Source organism: Mycetohabitans endofungorum, assembly GCF_002927045.1.
GTDB classification, from domain to species: Bacteria; Pseudomonadota; Gammaproteobacteria; order Burkholderiales; family Burkholderiaceae; genus Mycetohabitans; species Mycetohabitans endofungorum.
Genome location: NZ_PRDW01000007.1, coordinates 64849 through 85488 on the forward strand (window position 1 = coordinate 64849; position 20640 = coordinate 85488).

The 20640-nt window shown below is 57.2% G+C and carries 2 protein-coding genes; both read left to right on the top strand.

The genetic code is table 11. The features are described from left to right. The first annotated feature begins 7 nt into the window (after positions 1 to 7). Positions 8 to 12730 carry an SDR family NAD(P)-dependent oxidoreductase gene (locus B0O95_RS08355; RefSeq protein ID WP_233203248.1) on the top strand — a complete coding sequence of 4241 codons (12723 nt, stop codon included), beginning with the start codon at positions 8 to 10 and terminating at the stop codon, positions 12728 to 12730. Between the two features lie 78 nt (positions 12731 to 12808). Beyond that, positions 12809 to 20632, top strand: coding sequence for a type I polyketide synthase (locus tag B0O95_RS08360; RefSeq protein ID WP_104077492.1), 7824 nt, complete (start codon positions 12809 to 12811; stop codon positions 20630 to 20632). Positions 20633 to 20640: the final 8 nt, after the last annotated feature.

A 20640-nucleotide genomic window follows, 5' to 3' on the forward strand; every position in this document is an offset into this window, starting at 1 on the left:
GACACGGGTGGCAAAGTCGCTTAGACACCGCCTGCCATATCCGCATTTGAGAGCGAAGAGAACAGTGGACAGTCAAATTAGGGTTCTACACCGGAAGATACAGCGGGAAGAAATCAGTGTCGAAGAAGCTGCCAGAGAGTTTGAAAAGATTCGGGCCAGCTATCGCCGTGACCAGGCGGAGCGGGTGATTCAGGCGCCACCGGCGATCGAGAACCCAATTGCAGCCGCTGTTTACCACTACGATGAGCGCTATCTTAAAGATCACCAGTTCAATCAGCAGCGGATCCTGTTGGGACTGACCTATGCCAGTCTGGCGCTGGAGTACGGCTTGGGCCAGCTGGCCGAGGGTGAGGCGCTGCGGTTGAAAAAGCTGACGTTTGCTGCGCCAGTCGCGCTGGCTGAGGGTGAGCGGCTTGAGGTGGCGATCCGCGCAACCCAGCGTGACGGACGAGTCTTCGAGGCGGTATGCCGACATTCGCCGGCGGCGCCTTGGCAGCCTAGGGCTAGCGGTGAATTGTCGGCCGTGGCTGCCCAGCGGCGGCAGGTGGATCTGTCCAAGCTTATGGCTGACATGACAGCGGTGGAGCCGCTGGCATCGATCTACCAAATTAGTGAGCAGATCCACATCGGTGATAGCTATCGGACCCTCAAGGCGCTTTACCAGCGGCAGGATGACGGCGAAGCGCTGTCACAAATTACGCTGGCCGTTTCTGAGGACGCGGATTCTCGCCACTACAGCTTGCATCCGTTGTTGATCAACAGCGCCTTTTTGACTGTTATCCCGCTGCTGGCCAGCGAACAACTGGACAGCAATTTTATTCCGTTTGGCGTTAAATCGCTGGTCCTCCATCGTGGCCAAGCACCGACAACGGGCTGGATTCACACGAAGTTAGTCAAAAATTCCGGCGAGCTGGTGTTGTTCGACGCACAGCTGTACGACGATGAGGGTGTGCTGGTGGCTGAATTCAGCGGTTGCTCGCTGAAGCGGCTGCGAGGCAGCCACTTGGTTGACGATAAAGCGCGGCGCGACAGTGAGACTGTCTGCAGCCGCGAAGGGATTGAAGACTACCTGTTGACGCAGTTGCAAGCCCTTGGTGTAAAGCAAATTGGTAAAAAGCAATGTCACCGCAACTTGATGGAATTGGGACTGGAGTCGCTGCAGCTGGTCAACTTGGCGAGTCGGCTTGAAAGTGCCGCGGCGATCGAACTGGAGCCGACAATATTTTTTGAATATCCCAGTGTGGCGGAGCTGGCGACGTTTTTATGGCAGGAGCACAAAGCGGCTTTTATGCCATTGTTGGCCAAGCGTAGCGAGACGACTGACGTTGCGCCGGTGAAAGCAAGTGGTGCTGTGCCGGTGAGGGAAAGTGATGCTGTGCCGATTGTTGAAACTGGTGCCGTGCACGAGTGTGTCGCCCATGAATCGCCCAGGGCTGGCAGCGGCGGTGATCGTCAGCAGGATATCGCAATCATCGGTATGCAAGGACAGTTCGGCGAAGCCGGCGACCTTGACCAATTTTGGCAGAATATCTGGCAGGACCGTGAGCTGATCAAGGAGGTGCCGACAGATCACTGGGACGTTGCGCCTTGGTTTGATGCTGATCCTGAAGCGCATGACAAGACGTATTCCAAGTGGGGCAGCTTTATCGACGACGTCGATAAGTTCGACGCCGACTTTTTTCACATGTCCCGCCGCGAAGCCCAATGGATGGACCCTCAGGTGCGGCTGCTACTGCAGAGCACTTACGCTGCCGCCGAGAACGCTGGCGTAATTAGGCAGTTACGTGGCAGTCGTACCGGTGTATTCATCGGTTCATGTTTCAACGAATACGTTGACAAGATCACCGAGTTGGGACTGCCGATGGACCCCTATATCGCCACGGGCAGTGGGGTGATCGCCGCTAACCGAATTTCATTTTGGTTCGACTTCAAAGGGCCGAGCCTGATGTTCAATACGGCGTGTTCGTCGTCGCTGGTGGCGTTGCATGCCGCCTGTGTTTCCTTGCGCAACGGCGAATGCGAAATGGCCTTTGTGGGCGGCAGCAACTTACTGCTGTCATCCTGGCACTACCGGTATTTTTCGGCGATCCGCGCGCTGTCGCCGACGGGGCGCTGTCACACCTTTGATGCACAAGCGGACGGTTACGTGCCAGGCGAATGCGTGGCGATGCTGCTGCTTAAGCCGCTGTCGAAAGCGTTGGCTGATGGCGATCCGATTCATGGGATCATCAAGGGTTCGGCGGCATTGCACGGCGGCTACACGCCTTCACTGACTGCACCGAGCGTGGCCGGAGAGGAAAATGTGATAGTGCATGCGTGGCAAGATGCTGGCATTGATCCTCGTAGTCTCAGTTATATCGAGGCCCATGGCACCGGCACCAAGCTGGGCGATCCGATCGAGATCAACGCGCTCAAGCGGGCCTTTGCACGTTATACCGACGACCGGGGTTTTTGCCATATTGGCTCGGTTAAGGCCAATATTGGTCATACTGAGGGTGCGGCAGGCATCGCGGGCGTCATTAAGGTGCTACAGCAGATGAAGCACCATAAGTTGCCGGCGTTGGGCCACTTCAAACAACAGAATCCCCACATCAAGCTCGATGACTCGCCGCTGGTCATTGATAGAGAAGGATGCGACTGGCCGGAGCAATGTGCACCGCGGCGCGCTGGCATCAGCTCCTTTGGTTTCTCCGGCACAAACGCCCATGTTGTGCTGCAGGAGTATTGCGAGCAGCGTGAGTTCGCCGCGCACCGGGGCGAAATGGTGCTGGTTCCGTTGTCGGCGCGCAATGCGCCACGCTTGAAAGAACAGGCTGCGCGGCTATTGGCGCACGTTGCGCAACACACGCCCGATCTTGCCGCTTTGGCTTACACGCTACAAACCGGCCGGGAGGCGATGGCAGCACGGGCCATTTTCATGGTCGATAGCTTGGAGCAGTTACGACGACAACTGCAAGCGTGGATTGCCGGCGAGCCGGGCGTTGACTTTGGCGTAGCCAACATGACGGCCGAAGAGGCCGTGGTCGCTGGCGACCTGCGACAATTGGCGGCGCGATGGCTCGCTGGCGCTGAAGAGGCAGAAGCATTTGACTGGACGTGTCTTTATGGCGACGGGCCGCGTCCCGCCCGAATCAGTCTACCGGGCTATGCATTCGCCAAGGAGCGGTACTGGCTGGATGCGCCGGCGGCCACCGACGGACAAAGAGAAATAGCGGCCACCGAAACGACAGTGGCAACCTATACGGAGCAATGGCAGCAGGCCGATGAACCGGGGCCGGGTGCGCCGATAAAACGATTGATTTGCTTGCTGGGCGAGCCTGGACTACGGCAGCAGTTAGTCCGACAAATCAGCGCGCTCAGTGCGCAAACCGAGTTGATATTTATTGCGGCCGATAACAAAAATGGACGCGATGAGGATGGTCATTATCGTGTAGCAGTCAACGATCCGCAGCAGTTACAAGAAGGTCTGCAACACGTGTTGTCGGCTCACGGCGCTAGCCGAGTGCTCTATTTATGGAGTATGGACGATCGTCGCTGGATGATCGACAACAGCGCGATTGTCGCGCTGCTTAAGGCGATGGCTGCCACGGCGGCGCCAATCGACCGATTATTGCTGGCCGGCCAGGCTGGCGACGCGCTCGAGCGCTGTTATCTTGAATCTTGGATCGGCATCGAGCGTTCGCTCGGTGCGGTGATGGCTCATTGCCCGGTCGAGGTGGCGATTGATTTGCCGGACAATACCGGCGACGACGGTCGCTGGTTGCATCGCCTGTGGCTGCAGCTTAGCGGCGACGCGGCGGGCAGCAGGCTATACCAAAGCGGGCGCACTTTCCAGCTGAGGCTGGCGCCGACCCGCGCAACCGCCGCCGTCGAGCCGCTGGCACTGGAGCAGATCCACACTCTGTTGATCACCGGAGGGCTGGGTGGATTGGGGTCGCTATTAGCTGGCGAACTTTCAAGCCGAGCGAGGCGCCGCAGCGACGGTAAACTCAATCTCATCCTGAACGGCCGTTCATCGCTGTCGGCGGACCAGCAAGCGAAGCTGGATAGCCTACGTCATGACAAGTGCAACGTTTTCTATTTGCAGGCGGATTGTGCTGATCGTCAGGCGATGGTCGCTGCGCTGGCCGAGGTGCTGCCGCACAGCGGACCGATCGACGGGTTGATCCACGCTGCTGGCCTTAAGGCGCCGGGCAGCCTGTTTGATAGTGCACAAGCCGATTTCGACGCGGTCTTGCATGCCAAGGTTAAGGCCACACTTGTGTTGGATGAAGTGCTGGCGGCGCAACCGCTGGCGTTGATCTGTTATTTCTCGTCCAGCTCGGCGGTGCTCGGCGATATGGGGGCGTGCAGCTACGCGATGGCTAATCGATTCCAGCAGGCCTATGCGCGTTATGTGCAAGCCGGACGCGCTCGGCGTGTCGTGGCAATCAATTGGCCGCTGTGGCGCAATGGCGGTATGGCAGTGGGCGAGCAGGCATCGACCGAGTTTTATTTGAAGTCCAGTGGCCAGCGAATGCTGGAAAGCGCTGAAGGCCTGACGTTGTTGCAGCAGATTATCGCCAGCGATGTCGATCACATGCTGGTGTTGGCGGGTGAGCCGGCGAGGTTGCAGCAATTAGTAGATAGAATCAATTCCCCGGCGCGCCAGGCAACGGCTCGCCCAATTGCTCAAGTAACGGCGGCCAAACCCATGATCGAGCGGACGCGAAGCCGTCCCGAGCTCAAAGGGTTGAGCGTGGAGCAGTCTCTGTTATGGGATTTGCGGGATTTGGCGAGCCGGCCTCTCAATGCCGAACGACATACGCTTGGCGAAGACACCAACTTGGCAGACTTCGGCTTTGATTCCATTAGCTTGGCGGAATACGCCGGCCTGTTGAGTCGCCACCTTAGCCTCAAGTTGACTCCAGAGCTGTTTTTTAGCCATTCAACCCTTGCAAAAATCGCCGCCTATTTACTCACACACCACCGGCAGGCGGTCGAAGCTTGTTATCGCGGTGAAGTGATCAGTGCAACGGAACCGTCGCCGATACCGGCTCCTGTCGTCGCGTCAACGTCGAACGCCGACACGATCGCCATTATCGGAATCAGTGGGCGCTTCCCTGGCGCTCGCAATGCCGATGAGCTGTGGCGCGTGCTGGCCGAAGGACGTGACATGGTGGGCGAGATCCCGACTGATCGCTACGACTGGCACGATTATTACGGCGATCATCGTGAGGATCCCAGCAAGACGCGCTGTATTTGGATGGGCAGCGTGCCAGGAGTCAGTGAGTTTGACCCGCTGTTTTTCGAGATCTCGCCACGCGAGGCAAAAACATTGGACCCCAGGCAGCGGCTGTTGTTGCAGGAGTCGTGGAACGCGCTGGAAGACGCCGGCGTCGGCCCGCGTCACCTTGAAGCGCAACGGGTTGGCATGTTCGTTGGCGTTGAGGAGGGCGACTTCCAGCGGTTAGCGAGCGAAGAAAGCCTCACTTCGGGCCATAATGGTATCTTGGCATCGCGGCTAGCCTATTTTCTCAACTTGACCGGGCCGACGATGGCGATTAACACCGCCTGCTCGTCAGCGTTGGTGGCGCTGCACCAAGCAGCGTTGAGCCTGCGTAACAACGAATGCGAGATGGCGGTTGTCGCCGGAGTCAATTTGATTTTCTCGCCGGACGCTTTTATTGGCATGACGCAGGCAGGGATGCTGTCACCGGACGGTAAATGTTTTGCCTTCGACCGCCGGGCCAATGGCATGGTGCCGGGCGAGGCGGTGTGCTGTGTCGTGCTCAAGCCGTTGAACCGGGCCGAAGCCGACGGCGACCCGATCTACGGCGTATTGCGAGGCAGTGGCATCAACTACGACGGCAAGACTAACGGTATTACTGCGCCAAGCGGCGTTTCTCAGCAGCGCTTATTGGAAGAGGTTTATCGGCGCGCGGGGGTGAGTACCGAAGCGGTGGAATATATTGTTACCCACGGTACCGGCACGCAACTGGGGGACCCAGTAGAGATTAACGCGCTCAACGATGCGTTCCGAGGCAACAAGCCAGGCCACTGCGCACTGACCTCCACCAAAACCAATCTCGGTCATACTTTTGCCGCGTCGGGCTTGGTGAGCGTGATTAGCCTGTTGCAGGCGTTCCGCCACGAAACCATTCCGGCCAGCCTCCACTGCGAGCAGGAAAACGACTATATCCACTGGCAGCAAAGCCCGTTTTACGTAAACAAAACGAACAAAGCCTGGCCGGCGGCAGGCCGCGACAGTGAGCGGTTGGGCGCGGTCAGCGCATTTGGCATGAGCGGCACGAATGCTCACGTAGTACTGGAAAGCTACAGCCGCGAGCGTGACGCCTCACCGTTGCGCCGACCCTGTTACTTGCTTGTCCTATCAGCCAAAACCACTGAGGCGCTGAAAGAAAAAATCGAACAGCTGAGCGCGGCCTTGCAACATGGTGGATACCGCGATAATCAGTTGCCGTCGATCAGCTATACCTTGCTGGAAGGGCGACACCATTTTCGCCATCGTCTGGCGCTAGTGGCGGCGGATCTGGAAGAAGTGCTTTACACCCTTGAGCAATATCGGGCGGGTGAAAAGCGTCCCAACCTATTTGTCGGCGAGGTGGAGCGCGAATTTTCCGCGCAGAAGACGATTGCGCGCTATATCAATCAGCTGCTGGACGACAGTCGCAATGCCAGCGAAGACGAAACCAGGGAGTTGTTGTTTGGCCTCGCGGACTTTTATCGCCAGGGTTACGACATCGATGGCCGACGACTATTTGGCACGGCACAAAACGGTGCTCATAGCATGCCGCCGCGTTTGCCGCTGCCGGGCTATCCATTCGCGCGCGAGCACTATTGGCCCGAAGTCCGTCAGCGCCGACAACAGCCCGCGCTCGTGGCGAGCCAGCCTATAGAGCGGTTGCACCCGCTGGTGCATCACAATATTTCGACGTTGGCGACGCAGCGGTTTGTCAGCCGCTTTAGCGGTCGCGAGACGTTCCTGGCCGATCACCGTATCGGCGACCAGCTGATCTTCCCTGGTGCCGCATACCTCGAACTGGCGCGTGAGGCGATCGTCAGGGCTAGCGAGCTGCCGCCGCAGCAAGTCACGCTACAGAATGTGGTGTGGCTGCGCCCGCTGGCTTTTGCGGTCGGTGGCAGCGACCGTGAGGTCGAACTGTACTGCGAGCTGGCCGTAAACGGCAACGACAGCGTGTCATTCAGAATTTACAGCGTGGACGGCGGGACGCAGCAACTGCACGCTCAGGGTGACGCGCAGTTAGCAGCCGTCGTCGCGCCGTTGCCGCAACCGGTTGACCTGGCGCAATGGGCTGCTCGGTGCAATGTCAGTGAGCGCAGTCATGACTTGCTGTACCACGATTTCGACACGATGGGAGTTCATTACGGCGTGACATTCCGCGCTGCCGGCCAAATCCGCATCGGCCGCGACCGGGTGATCGGTCAGTTGGCCAATGACGCGCTTGATCCCCAATTAGACGGTGTTCTGTTGCCGCCGGGCGTGCTCGACAGTGCACTTCATATCGCAGCCTCATTGGAGCGCCGTCAGCAAGGCGCTGCCGAGCCGGTGCTGCCTTTTGCGCTGGAAAGCCTGCGACTGTACGGTTCAGTGGAACAGGCGCTCAGAGCCGGGCCACTGACGGTCACCGCTGCTTACAGTGAAGCTCAGGGTGGCGGCGCGGTCGAGAAAATTGACCTGCAAATCTGCAATAACGCAGGCCAATGTCTGGTTCAGCTCGATGGTTTTAGCTCACGCAAGACGGGTGTTGAACCACAACCGGTCCAGGCGCAAGTCATGGCAGACAGCGACGAGACTCTTGGTCGCTTGATCCGGACGCCATTTTGGAAACCCGTCGAAAGCCCCGGTGAATGGCTGCCGGCTGATGCCAAGTCGCAGTTGCTTTTGCTTGGACTGCCGGAGGCGACGGTTGGCGAGATACGCCGGCAGTTTGGCAAACAGGTGAGCGTACTGCCGGGTATGCCAGGCGAAAATGACGCCGCGGCCTACCAAGCGGCAGCGCTGGCGCTGCTCGAGTGGTTACAGCGGTTGCTCGACGGTCATGCCGGCGGCTATTTGCAGCTCTTTGTGGGGCAGGGCCAGGACGATCTGCGCTTGAGCGCACTGGATGCGATGTTGAAAACGGCGATGATCGAAAACAGCGCGTTGAAGGCTCGCTTGGTCGCGGTCGATCTTGAAATGGGCAACGACGCGATGGTCAAAGTGATCGTCGAGCAGAGCCGTTGTCACAGCAACGAACTGGTGCGAGTCTTCGCTAACGGCAGCCTGTATAGCAGGCAGTGGCGTGAGCTAGCACCAGCGCAACAGAATGAGCAGACGCCGCTGCGCGACGGCGGTATTTATGCGATCACCGGTGGCGCGGGTGGGCTGGGCTTGATTTTCGCTGAACATATCGTTAGCGGCTGTCGCAACCCGGTGCTTTACTTGGCAGGACGCTCAACTGTTAGCCAGCCGTTGCAACAAAAAGCCGACCGGCTGCGAGCACTGGGCGCCCAAGTTCACTACCAGGCACTAGACGTCGGCAACGCAGCGGCGGTTAAGCAGTGGATTGACGGCATCTATGCCAAAGAAGGTTCGCTACATGGGGTGATACACAGCGCGGGAGTCATCCGCGATAGCATGATTATCAATAAGTCTGCCAGCGAGTTTGAGCAGGTGCTCACGGCAAAGGTGGCCGGTATTGAGGCGCTCGATCAGGCGATCAATGAACGCGCGCTGGACTTCTTTGTAGGTTGTTCGTCTCAGGCGGCGATGGGCAATCTTGGGCAGGTGGACTATGCCGCCGCCAACGCCTACATGGACGCCTTTATGCAGTACCGCCAAAATTTGGCTGGCGACGGCAAGCGCAAGGGGCGTTCACTGAGCATTAACTGGCCGTTGTGGCGCGACGGCGGCATGAAGCTGGCTCCGGTGATCGAGCAGCAGATGCGGCAGCGGTTTGGCATCGTGCCGATGCCGGTGGAGGAGGGCGTCAAAAGCCTGTGGCAACTGCTGAACAACCCGGTCAGTGCTCAGGGCTGGGTAATTTATGGTGAGTTATCGCGGCTGGCGGCCATTGGCCAGCCGGTGGACGCCAAACCGCAGGCCCAGGCCAAGCCGGCACCGGGACGAGCCGCTGGAACGACGAGCCTCAGCGATAGCGAACTGAAAAAAAGAATCGAAGCCTTTGTCACCCGAATTATCGCCGACGTAGTTCAGATCGATACGGCGAAAATCCATCCGTCGGAAAAATTCGAGGTCTATGGCTTCGATTCCATCATGGCAGTGGGCGTAACCAATGAGTTGGAAAAACATCTCGGCTCGCTACCCAAAACTCTGTTGTTTGAGCATGTCAATATTGCCGGCATGGTTGACCATTTCGCGGTGAAGTACCGTGACCATTTTGTCGCGATGTTCAGTGGTAGCCAAGATCAACTGGAGAATTCGCGTGGCCTTCGAAAGCCAACCATTAAACAAAGCGCCGCCGAGCCTGCGCCAGCGCAGTCGTTGCCACTGAATCGTTTTGCTGCTGCTCATTCCAACGCCAACAGCCCAACAGCGCCAAGCGTCACGCCCGTTGCACCGGCGGTTGCATCCGTTGCGTCCGGCGAGCGCGTCGAGGACAACGAGTTAGAAAACTATATCGCAGTGATCGGCCTTGGTGGTTATTACCCAGGGGCGGACAGCATAGACGAGCTTTGGCAAAACTTAGCCAATGGCGTTGACTGCATGAGCGACTTTCCTGCAGATCGGTGGGACCACAGCAAGATCTATTACAAGAACCGCAAGGTGCTAGGCAAGACCACCTGCATAAACGGCTCCTTCATTAAGGACGTTGACAAGTTCGACTACAGTTATTTCAAGATGCCTAAGGTCTATGCCGACCATATGTCGCCAGAGGTCAGACTGTTCCTCCAGGTGGCGGTGCATACCTTTGAAGATGCCGGTTACTCTAAAGAAACCATACTGAGCCGTTATAACGGCGATGTCGGCGTGCTGTTGGGTACCATGACCAATGATTACCACTACTACGGCTTCGAGAGCAACTTGTTCCGCGGCTCGATGGCTTCCGGGTCTGGTATGGCGACCATTCCGATGACGGTGTCTTATTTCTACGGCCTCACGGGTCCGAGCCTGTTTATCGATACCATGTGCTCGTCGTCGTCGACCTGTATCCACACTGCCTGCCAGATGCTCAAGCATGACGAGACCAAGATGGTGCTGGCTGGCGGCCTCAATCTGATGTATCACCCGTACACCACAGTGAATACGTCCCAAGGCAATTTTACGTCGATCACCTCAGAGTCGGTCAACAGCTACGGGATGGGTGCTGATGGTACGGTGATTGGCGAAGGAGTCGGTGCGGTACTACTCAAGCGTTTGGACCGAGCCATTGCCGATCGGGATCAAATCTATGGCGTAATCAAGGGCTCAGCGATGACTAACGCTGGCGAGCGTAACGGCTTCAACGTGCCTAACCCGGATTTGCAAACCTTGGCAATTCGTCAGGCGATGGATCAGGCCAAAGTGCACCCGTCCTCGATCTCCTATATCGAGGGCCATGGCTCTGGCACTAAGCTAGGGGACCCGATCGAGGTGTTGGGGCTGAATAACGCGTTTCGCTGGGCGACTGACGACAAGCAGTTTTGTTATCTTGGTTCGATCAAGTCAAATATCGGCCACTTGCTGGCAGCGTCGGGCATTGCCGGTTTGACTAAAACCTTGCTGCAGCTTAAACATAAACAGATTGCGCCGTCGATCCATTCGAGCCAGCTCAACCAGGATATCGACTTTGCCGATACGCCGTTCGTGGTACCGCAGCAGTTGATGCAATGGCGCCGGCCGGAGCGCATCCTCAATGGCCGCAAGCAGGTATTCCCGCGTCGGGCAGGGCTCACCTCAATTGCCGCCGGTGGCATGAATGCCCATATGATCGTCGAGGAATATCCAGAGCCAGCGGATAGCGCCGGACAAATCCCAGAAGATCAGTTGGTGTTTGTCTTCTCGGTGCACAAGCTGGCGTTGTTGGCGGAGAACCTGACAAGCTTTAGGGATTGGCTGGTGAGCAGTGAGGCGCCGTTGGCGCAAATCGCCTATACGCTCCAGGTGGGCAAAAACAACCTACGCAACCGGCTGGCGATCCGCTGTCGCACCCGCCAGGCGCTGTCTCGTGCGCTTAACACTTGTATTGACGGGCATTATCAATCCAGTGCGGACAGCCAAATCTTCTACCGCTTCCAGGAAAGCGACGCAGTACAGCCGCTAGAGTACGACTTAGACGATCCGTTGACGCCGCTGCTGACCCAGTGGCTGAACGGCGATAGCCAAGTCGATTGGGCCAGTCTGTATGCCCAACCGCCGGTGCGGATCAGCTTGCCGGCCTACCGTTTCGAGAAAGCGCGCTGCTGGTACACCGACGAAAGTTACGAGTCGTCGATCGTCAATCCGCTGATGTTTAAAAACAAGCTGCATCCACTGGTGACAGAAAACTGCTCGACTCCGCAGCCAGGCGCGATATTCCGCACCGATTTCGTCGAAAACGAACTGCTGGATTACGTCTACAGTGGACGAAGCGGTCGGCGCTTTAGCGCTTTCAACTTTGCCGATGTCGCGCTGGCAATGCCAGCATTGGCGTCTCGGTTCGACGGTCGCACGCTGTCGGTGTCCTGTGCTTTCGAACACTATATCGCCGACTGGGCGGCGGTGACCGGGCTGGAGTACCGGCTGTTCGAAATTGATAGCGAGCAACTGGAGCTGGAGTTCGATTTCCGTCGCAGTGGTGAACAGCCTGCCAACCTGGGCTTTGCCGTGATCAATCCACTGACCGGCGACGAGCCGTCACAACCGCAACAGTGGTTGGACGATGTCCGCGAGTTGCTCAATCGCCAAGCGCTGCAGCCGGGCCGCCAGCTAAGCGCCGCCGAAGTCAGTCGGCGACTGGCGCAAGCTGGTTATGATTTCGCCCCTTATCTGGACCATGACGGCGAATTAGCGATTGGCCGCAGCGGCTTGTTGCTGAAGGGCCGGCCGCCGGTTAACCGTCACAACCATTATGCTGACAATGTTCAGCTATCGCCTTACCTGGCGACGACCATTGACAAAGCATTTTACTTGTTGCTGGATGAGCTAGGGTTGCCGCAGGGTCGGGTCATTGTGCGGAATATCGAACGGCTTTGCTGCTACAACACGCCGGCGGGCCGCTTTTCCGTGGTGCTCTCGGGAATTGGGCTGCACGATAACGAACTATCGCTTAGCTTACTTGTACTGGATGAGCGGGAGCAAATTTGCGTCAAGGTAGACAAAGTCAGCCTGTATCTTGGCAAACAAGAATTAGCAAGTGTTAATAAAAACCACTACTTACTGACTGGGACAGTCGAAACGGCCAATATGCCGGCTGCTGTTCTCGCTCGGCCGCTGCTTGAGCCGGCGGGACAGCTTACTGCAGCTAGAGTGGGAAAGCAGGATGCAAAGCCACAGGCCGATGATGGCGAAGCTAGCTTGGGCGAAGAAATTCTGGCTTTTATCCAACAGGAGTTACAGGACAAGCTGGGCTTTGCGGCGCAAGACATCGGCGAGTCAACCCCAGTGCATGATCTAGGGCTGGATTCGATTATGGTCGTGCAGTTGACCGATAGCGTGAACAAACGCTTCGGGACAAAACTGATGCCTGATCTGTTTTATGAAAAGCAGCAGCTTGGCGAGTTGGTGGCAAGGTTGGAAGCTGCCTAACGCGATGACTGAATCTGAAGCATCGGCCCGGTACACAACGCTGCCGGGTACACCAGAACGGGAAAGGCATTTGGAGCCATGGAAAAGACAACTGCAAACGATCTAAGTGATATCAGCCTGCCTACCCAGCGGCGTGCCGGACAACGGCAAACCGTACAGCAGCAGACCCGACGGCAAATCGGCGGTAGCGTAGACAGCGGTGTCCGATCGGATCCGAACGCTGGCAAAGTGGCGATCGTTGGTTTTGCCGGGCGCTTCCCCGGTGCTGATAATACCGAGGAGTTTTGGCGTTTACTGGTGCAGGGGCGCTCGGCAATCGGCGAGTTTCCTTATTGGAACCTGCCAGGCATCGCCGAACGTCGCCACCTGCGAAAAGAATTTGCTTGCCCGGGCGGCTTCATCAAGGACCCCATGGCGTTTGACGCCGATTTCTTTAAAATCTCCGCGCGTGAAGCTGAAGCGATGGATCCTCAGCACCGCATCGTGCTGGAGCAAACCTGGGCTGCTTTCGAAGACGCGGGGATTCCCCCGCAAAGCCTGCGCGGCAGCGATACCGGGGTTTATATCGGCGTATCGTCAGCCGACTATAATGGCTTATTGGCCCGCACGGCGGCAGGCGCCCACGATGCTACCGGCAACGCCCACTCGATTATTGCCAACCGTATCTCCTACCTGTTTGATTTTCACGGTCCTAGCGCACCGGTCGATACTGCTTGCTCCAGTTCGTTGGTGGCGGTGTACAAGGCGGCACAAGCTATTCTTAACGGTGACTGCACGGTAGCGGTCGCCGGTGGGGTCAACCTCTGTTTTGAGCCCATGGTGTTCATTGGCGCCGCGAAGGCAGGCATGTTAAGCCCTACCGGCCGTTGCAAAACTTTTGCCGCCGATGCTGACGGCTATGTGCGGGGTGAAGGCGTCGGAGTATTAATCGTCAAGGATTACCAACAAGCACTGGCCGATGGCGATAATATTGTGGCAACGATTATCGGCGCGGCGAGAAACCATGGCGGCCACGCCAATTCGCTGACCGCCCCTAACTCCACGGCGCAGGCCAATCTGATCAAACAGGCCTGTCGGGGTGTTGACATTAACAGCATAGGCTATATCGAAGTCCATGGTACAGGTACCCGTCTCGGAGATCCCATTGAGATCAGTGGGCTCAAACAGGCGTTCGCCGAGCTGGGCCGTAGCAGCGAGCGGCGCTGTTACCTCGGCTCCGTAAAAACCAATATTGGCCACCTTGAATCTGCTGCCGGTATCGCCGGATTGATCAAGACGTTGCTGGTCCTCAAACACGGTTACCTACCCAAGAGTCTGCATAGCGAGCAACTCAATCCCTATATCGACTTGGCCGGCAGTCCTTTCGAAGTGTTGCAGCAAGCGCGGGAGTGGCCGCAACAGTCCGACACGCCCCGTCGTGCGGGCATCAGTTCGTTCGGTTTTGGCGGTACCAATGCTCACATCGTACTGGAGGCGGTTGAGCCCCCGGCCGGCGTGACGGCACAAGGCAGCGCTGCGACGATCTTTCCGCTATCGGCTAGGACGCCCGAAGCGCTTAAGTCGCGGGTCAAGCAGTTAATCAACTTTATAGAGCACCGGCCGCAGCTTGCGTTAGCGGATTTGGCCGCCAGTTTGCAGTTGGGCCGTGAAGCGATGGAATGCCGGCTGGCAATAGTGGCAGACAGTCGAGATAGCCTTCTGGCTCAACTCGGACACTATCTTACCAGCGGCGACGGGCAAAGTGATAAACCTGCCGGCGACATTGAGACGGGTGAGGTGCTCCGAGCGCTGCAACAACAGGATCGCGACACGTTGCTCGCGTTATGGCGCCAAGGTGAAACTGTTGACTGGCGACAGCTTTATCCAGATGGCCGGGCGCGTCGAATCCCGCTACCGACCTACCCGTTTAGCCGTGAAACTTACTGGATCAGCGATGCTCAGGCGGTCGAGCGCTTGGGCGAGCCGATCCTTCATCCTTTAGTGCAGCGTAATACCTCGGATCTGTCGGGGCAACGTTTCAGCAGCCGATTTAATGGTAAAGAATTCTTTTTTGACGAGCATCAGGTCAATGGCGTCAAGATCCTGCCAGGGGTCGCTTACTTAGAAATGGCCAGGGCCGCGCTCGAGCTATCGCTTGCCGACGATGAGGCGCTGGTCCAGTTCAAGCATATCGCGTGGCAGCAACCGATGCGCCATGACGGTGGCGAGCTGGAGATCGACATCGAGCTGTCAGAGCAAAACAATGGCGAGATTTTGTTCGAGATTCTCGGCGCTACCGTTGATGGACCAAGCTACTGCCGCGGCGTGGCGTTGGTCGGCGCTGCTCAAGCTTTACCGCCGCTGAACCTGCCGGCAATCGCCGCTGCTACCGATCAGCAGCGACTGGCGCCACAGCAGTGCTACCAAATCTTAGGGGAGATGGGGCTGAACTATGGGGAACACTTTCGCGGAATTAGTGAATTACAGGCGGGCAACGGCCAAGTGCTGGCTAAATTGGCGTTGCTTTGCGAGTCCTCAGAAGTTGGTGAGTGCGACGAGTCGCTGCGTTTGCCTCCCGGCCTGCTCGATTCAGCGTTGCAGGCGGCATTAGGACTGGCGTTGTTGGATCCGGCGCAGTCGGACGCTCGCCGTCAGCCACTGGTGCCCTTTGCGCTGGATGGTGTGATTTTTGGTGATATGAACCTGCTCGGCAATGGTTGCTATGCATGGGTTCGTTATGCCGTTAATCACCATCCCGGACGGATTAACAAGTTGGATGTGGACCTGTGTGACCCGCAGGGCCGGGTGGCGCTGCGTCTGCTTGGCTTCTCGTCGAAAAGATTAGATAGCAGCCAAGCTAAGCCACTGGTAATGGCGCCGGTCTGGCGGGATAAAGCGCCACGCCAGGACGGTGAACAGCACTATAACCGGCAATTGATCTTACTGGCAGGGAATCAACCCATCATGCTGGACAAACTGGCAGACTGCTGTCAGGAACGGATATCGAGCCGGCAGATCAACGTTGAGCGATTGCCTGCCGCTGCTGAGGATCCCACCTGCGCGTTGCAATCCTTGGCTGGCGTTTTGCTTGATTACCTGAAAGAAAACCGATCGGATAGCTTGGTGCAGTTGGTCCTGCTTGACAGTGAGCATAGCCCACGACTCACCGCCCCGGTCTTCGCTTCACTGCAAGCGCTGCTCAAGACCGCCAAAAACGAAGGACTGGTCGCTGCCGCCCAGTTCATCGAGGTGTCTGGAGTCAATTCGCCTGAGTTGCTGGCAGAGTTATTGATTGAGAATAGCAATCAGCAGGACGAGCGAGTTCGTTATCAGGATAGCGTTGGAATCCGATATCAGCGCCAGGTGGCGTCCTGGCGGGAAACGGCGCTGGCCGCTGCTGAGACCGCGCCGTGGCGCGCCGGCGGCGTCTACTTGCTGACTGGCGGCGTAGGTGGATTGGGGCTGTTGCTGGCCGAAGCGATTGCCCGGGAAGCGCATGGCGCCAAGTTGATCCTGGCTAGCCGCTCCGCTGGCCAATTATCGTCTAAAACCGCCGAGCGGATCGCCAATATCAAAAAGTTAGGCGCTCAAGTGCAGCTCAAGGCGCTGGACGTGGCTGATCGGGCCGCTGTTGACGAGCTAATCGTGACGTGCGAGCGGGAGTTTGGCGGTATTAATGGAATTTTTCACTGCGCCGGTCTTACCCGGGACAGCCTGCTTAGCAACAAAAGTGAGGCCGATTGGGCGGCGGTGCTGATGCCTAAGGTGGCGGGGGCGCTGAATCTGGATCGGGCTAGCGCTCATCTTGCGCTAGATTGCTTTGTCCTATTTTCGTCGGTTTCCGCGGTGATTGGTAACGTCGGACAGGGCGACTATGCGCTGGCCAACGCCTTTTTGGACGAGTTTACCGGCTGGCGTAACCGCCAGATAGCTGCGGGCCACCGCCATGGTCGTACGCTCGCGATTAACTGGCCGTTATGGCGCAATGGCGGAATGCAGATTGATCCTCAACGCGAGCAACTCATGGTTGAGCAGACTGGCATTCAGCCGTTGAGCGATCATGGTGGCCTAGCGTTGCTGCGCCGGGCGCTTGCCGATACCAGCGCGCCTGAGCGGTTGATGATTTTGGAAGGCAATACCGCCAAAATTAAAGCATTTATCGCGGCTCAGTGGCATGAGCCGGTGGCGGCGATGTTTGACGAGCCGGGCACAGTCGAACAGCTTGCTGCGCCGGCAACGCAAGTTCTAGTTGATGAGTCGCCGTCGACGGCCAACGCTAATGAGGAATCAGTGCACCGGGATTTGACTGAGCTGGCAATCCGTTATTTCAAGCAGTTGCTATCGACGACACTGAAGCGACCTATAGAAAAAATCGACAGCGATGGCTCCTTCGAACGCTACGGAGTGGACTCGATCATTCTCACCGAGCTGACTACCAAACTGGGACAAAGCTTTGGCTCGCTACCGAATACTTTGTTATATGAATATCAGACGGTGCGCGAACTGAGTGAGTACTTTATTCACAATCATCGCGAGGCGTTGCAGCAGCGGGTGTTTAGCGAGCCGGTTAATCGGCGCACGACCGCTAAGAACGTACCGAAGATAGAAGAGGTAGAGAGGGTAGAGCCAATAGCGGTGGCGACGCAGCTGCCCGTGCGCAAGCGCCGTCGCCGCACCACGCAGCAACACACACCGTCAATGGCCGCCAACCCAAGCCGTGAACTGGCGATCGTCGGTATCAGCGGGCGTTACCCTGGCGCCGAAGATCTAGAGACGTTTTGGCACAAGCTGGCAGGCGGCGAAGACCTGATCAGCGAAGTACCCACGCAGCGCTGGGACCATCAGGCTTATTTTGCTGAACAGCGCGACCGGTTTGATAAGACCTATTGTAAATGGGGTGGTTTTCTCGATGGGGTTGAAGAATTCGACCCGCTGTTTTTCAACCTGTCGCCTCGAGAGGCGGAAATTATCAACCCCAACGACCGGTTGTTCATCGAAACTTGCTGGAATTTACTAGAAAGCGCCGGGCTTACCCGGCAACGGTTAAAGCAGCAGTATCAGCAGCAGGTTGGCGTGTTTGTCGGCGTGATGTACCAGCAGTACCAAGCGTTTGAAGCGGACCTCGTCAGAGAGTCGCTGGTGTCCGTGACTTCATACAGCGCGATTGCTAACCGGGTATCTTATTTCTTTGATTTTCAGGGACCAAGCTTAGCGATCGACACGATGTGCTCGTCGTCGATCTCTGCAATCCATGCTGCCGGTGAGGCCCTGCGCAACGGCGATTGCCGGCTGGCGATTGCTGGCGGCGTTAACCTAACGCTGCATCCGAAAAAATACATCGGCCTGAGTATCGGTAAGGTGCTTGGCAGCCACGCCAGCAGCCGTAGCTTCGCTGACGGCGACGGTTATTTGCCGGCGGAAGGGGTCGGCGCAGTTTTGCTTAAGACACTGGCTGACGCCGAACGCGATGGCGATCAGATCCTTGCGGTGATCAAGTCCACCACTGTCAATCATGGCGGCCATACCCATGGTTTTTCGATGCCTAGTGCCAAAGCGCAGGCGGCCCTGATCGACAGCAACTTCAAGCGAGCAGGGGTTGATCCGCGCACGATCAGTTATGTGGAGTCGGCGGCTAATGGATCGGCAATGGGCGATGCCATCGAGATCAGTGCGTTGAACCGAGTCTTTGGCCAAGCCGGCGTTGCCAACCAATCCTGTGCAATTGGCTCGGTCAAGTCGAATATCGGCCACGCCGAGGCGGCTTCTGGCATGTCTCAACTCAGCAAGCTAGTATTACAATTGCAATACCAGCAACTGGCGCCGTCTTTGTTGCTCGGCCCGCTTAATCCTAAGCTGGATTTCGAGAATTCGCCCTTTGTATTGCAGCGCGAGTTAGGCCATTGGCCCCAGCCCGTGATCGAGATGGACGGGGTGAGGCGACAATATCCGCGCCGGGCGGCGCTCAGCGCCTTTGGTGCGGGCGGCTCCAATGCTCACCTGGTGCTTGAAGAATATCAAAAGTATCAGGAGAACCAAGGGCATCTGGAGGACGATGTAGCGCAGGTCGAGAACGGCGTTCTTTATATCGTGCCGATATCGGCGAAAAGCGTCCGCTCGTTGCACCAGGGGGTGACGAGGTTAGCACGCCATCTCGATACTCATCCGAATTTACGGCTCAACGACGTTGCCTACACCCTGCAAACTGGCCGTGAGGCGATGCAGTGGCGGCTGGCGTTGCTAGTGAAAAGCATGGACGAGTTACGTGCGGCGCTATGCGAGATTGGGCAGGTGTTGAACCAAAGTGATGGGATGGCCGCGTTAGCAAAGCTCAATTTGCCGTTGTTCTTTGGCAATATTGACGAGGTACCTGCGGCGACGGCTAGCCTGTTATGCGGTCCTGGCGCAGACGCGTTAAGCCACAGCTTGATTGCCGCCGATGAGCGACAACAGCTGGCTCTATTCTGGACGCAGGGTGGTGACGTTCCTTGGGACAAGTTGGCGGAAAATACCTCCGCTGGCTATGGCGTAAAAATCGTCTCATTGCCGACTTATGCATTTGATAAAAAACGTTATTGGCTAGAGCAATCCAATACTCCAACAACGTTGCACGGCAACGCCATAGCGGCCAGCGTTACGCAGCAGGCCTCAACTAGTACGCCAGTGAACGTAACCGATGATCATGCCAGCCACAAAGAGACTGCCGCTGAACGTGGGCTACGCGTGTTAGCTAGTTTGCTGGGTATGCAACCGGAAGAATTGTCGCCGGCGAAGCCTCTCAATGTCTATGGGGCTGACTCCATCGTCATGGTCCAGTTGGCGATGCAGCTACAAGCGGAAATGGATCCTGAGCTAGCGTTAGCCAACATCCAGCAGTGCGTTACGATCCAAGACTTGCTAGATTTGCTGACCGAACGTGGTGAGCGGGCAAGCGCAAAAGAGCCAGTGCTGCCAGTCAAAATCAGTGAGCTTTTTACCCGTCCGACGACGCGCTTTTTGGAGCTGCAGCGACTCAATACGGTGGACGATGGCCAGCCCATCTTCTGGTTCCATGGTGCCCTGGGCGGCAGTGAGATATACCAAGAACTGGCCCGTCACATTGACCGGCCGTTTTTTGGGCTCCAAGCCAAGGGATGGATGACCGATCGCGAACCGCTCAAGGGAATCGAGGCGATGGCGGCCTATTATGTTCAAGCGATCCAATCGGTGCAGCCCCACGGCCCCTACGATCTAGGCGGTTACTCGCTCGGTGGCATGCTGGCTTATGAGGTGACCCGGCAACTGCAGGCATCAGGAGAAACGGTAACGACCCTGGTGATGCTGGATTCGCCGGATGTCACCGGTGAGCGCACCGCCAAGTTAGCCGATAAGACCAGACTGCTACAGGCAGTCAATATGTCTTTGCAGATGACAATCAGTGACACGCCTGAACGTTTTGCCGAAGTGCTAATTCACCGGGATGAGATTGATTTGTCGTTGTCGTATCAAGCCTATCGGCAGCAATTGATGATGTTGGCGCGGCAGCGCGGGCTGAAGATAAGTGATGACCGTTTGCAGCACATGATGGAGCAAGTGGCGCGGATTCAGCAATCCTACCAGGTGGAGCATTATCGGATTCTGCCGTTGCCGAAGGCCGAGGAAGTCGCCTGTTATTACTTCCGTAATGCCAGTGGTTTGTGGATGGGAGATTTGGAGCCCTATTTCTCCACTGACAGCCGAGAATTCGCGGCCTTCAATCACACTAACTATTGGCAAGAGTGGCAGCGGCAATTGCCAAGCTTTGAGATGATCGAGGTGGATTCGTCCAGCCATATGACATTGTTGACCGAACCCGAAGTGTTTGACGTGGTCGCAGAATTCTGCGTGTCGCTGTATGCGAAAGAGTGGGTGAAGGGTAAGCCCAGTGTCAAAACTGTCTTGACGTAGACGGTTGT

What these genes read in the sequence shown, in the direction of transcription:
- B0O95_RS08360 (WP_104077492.1), top strand. Translation starts at nt 12,809, where the DNA reads ATGGAAAAGACAACTGCAAACGATCTAAGTGATATCAGCCTGCCTACC.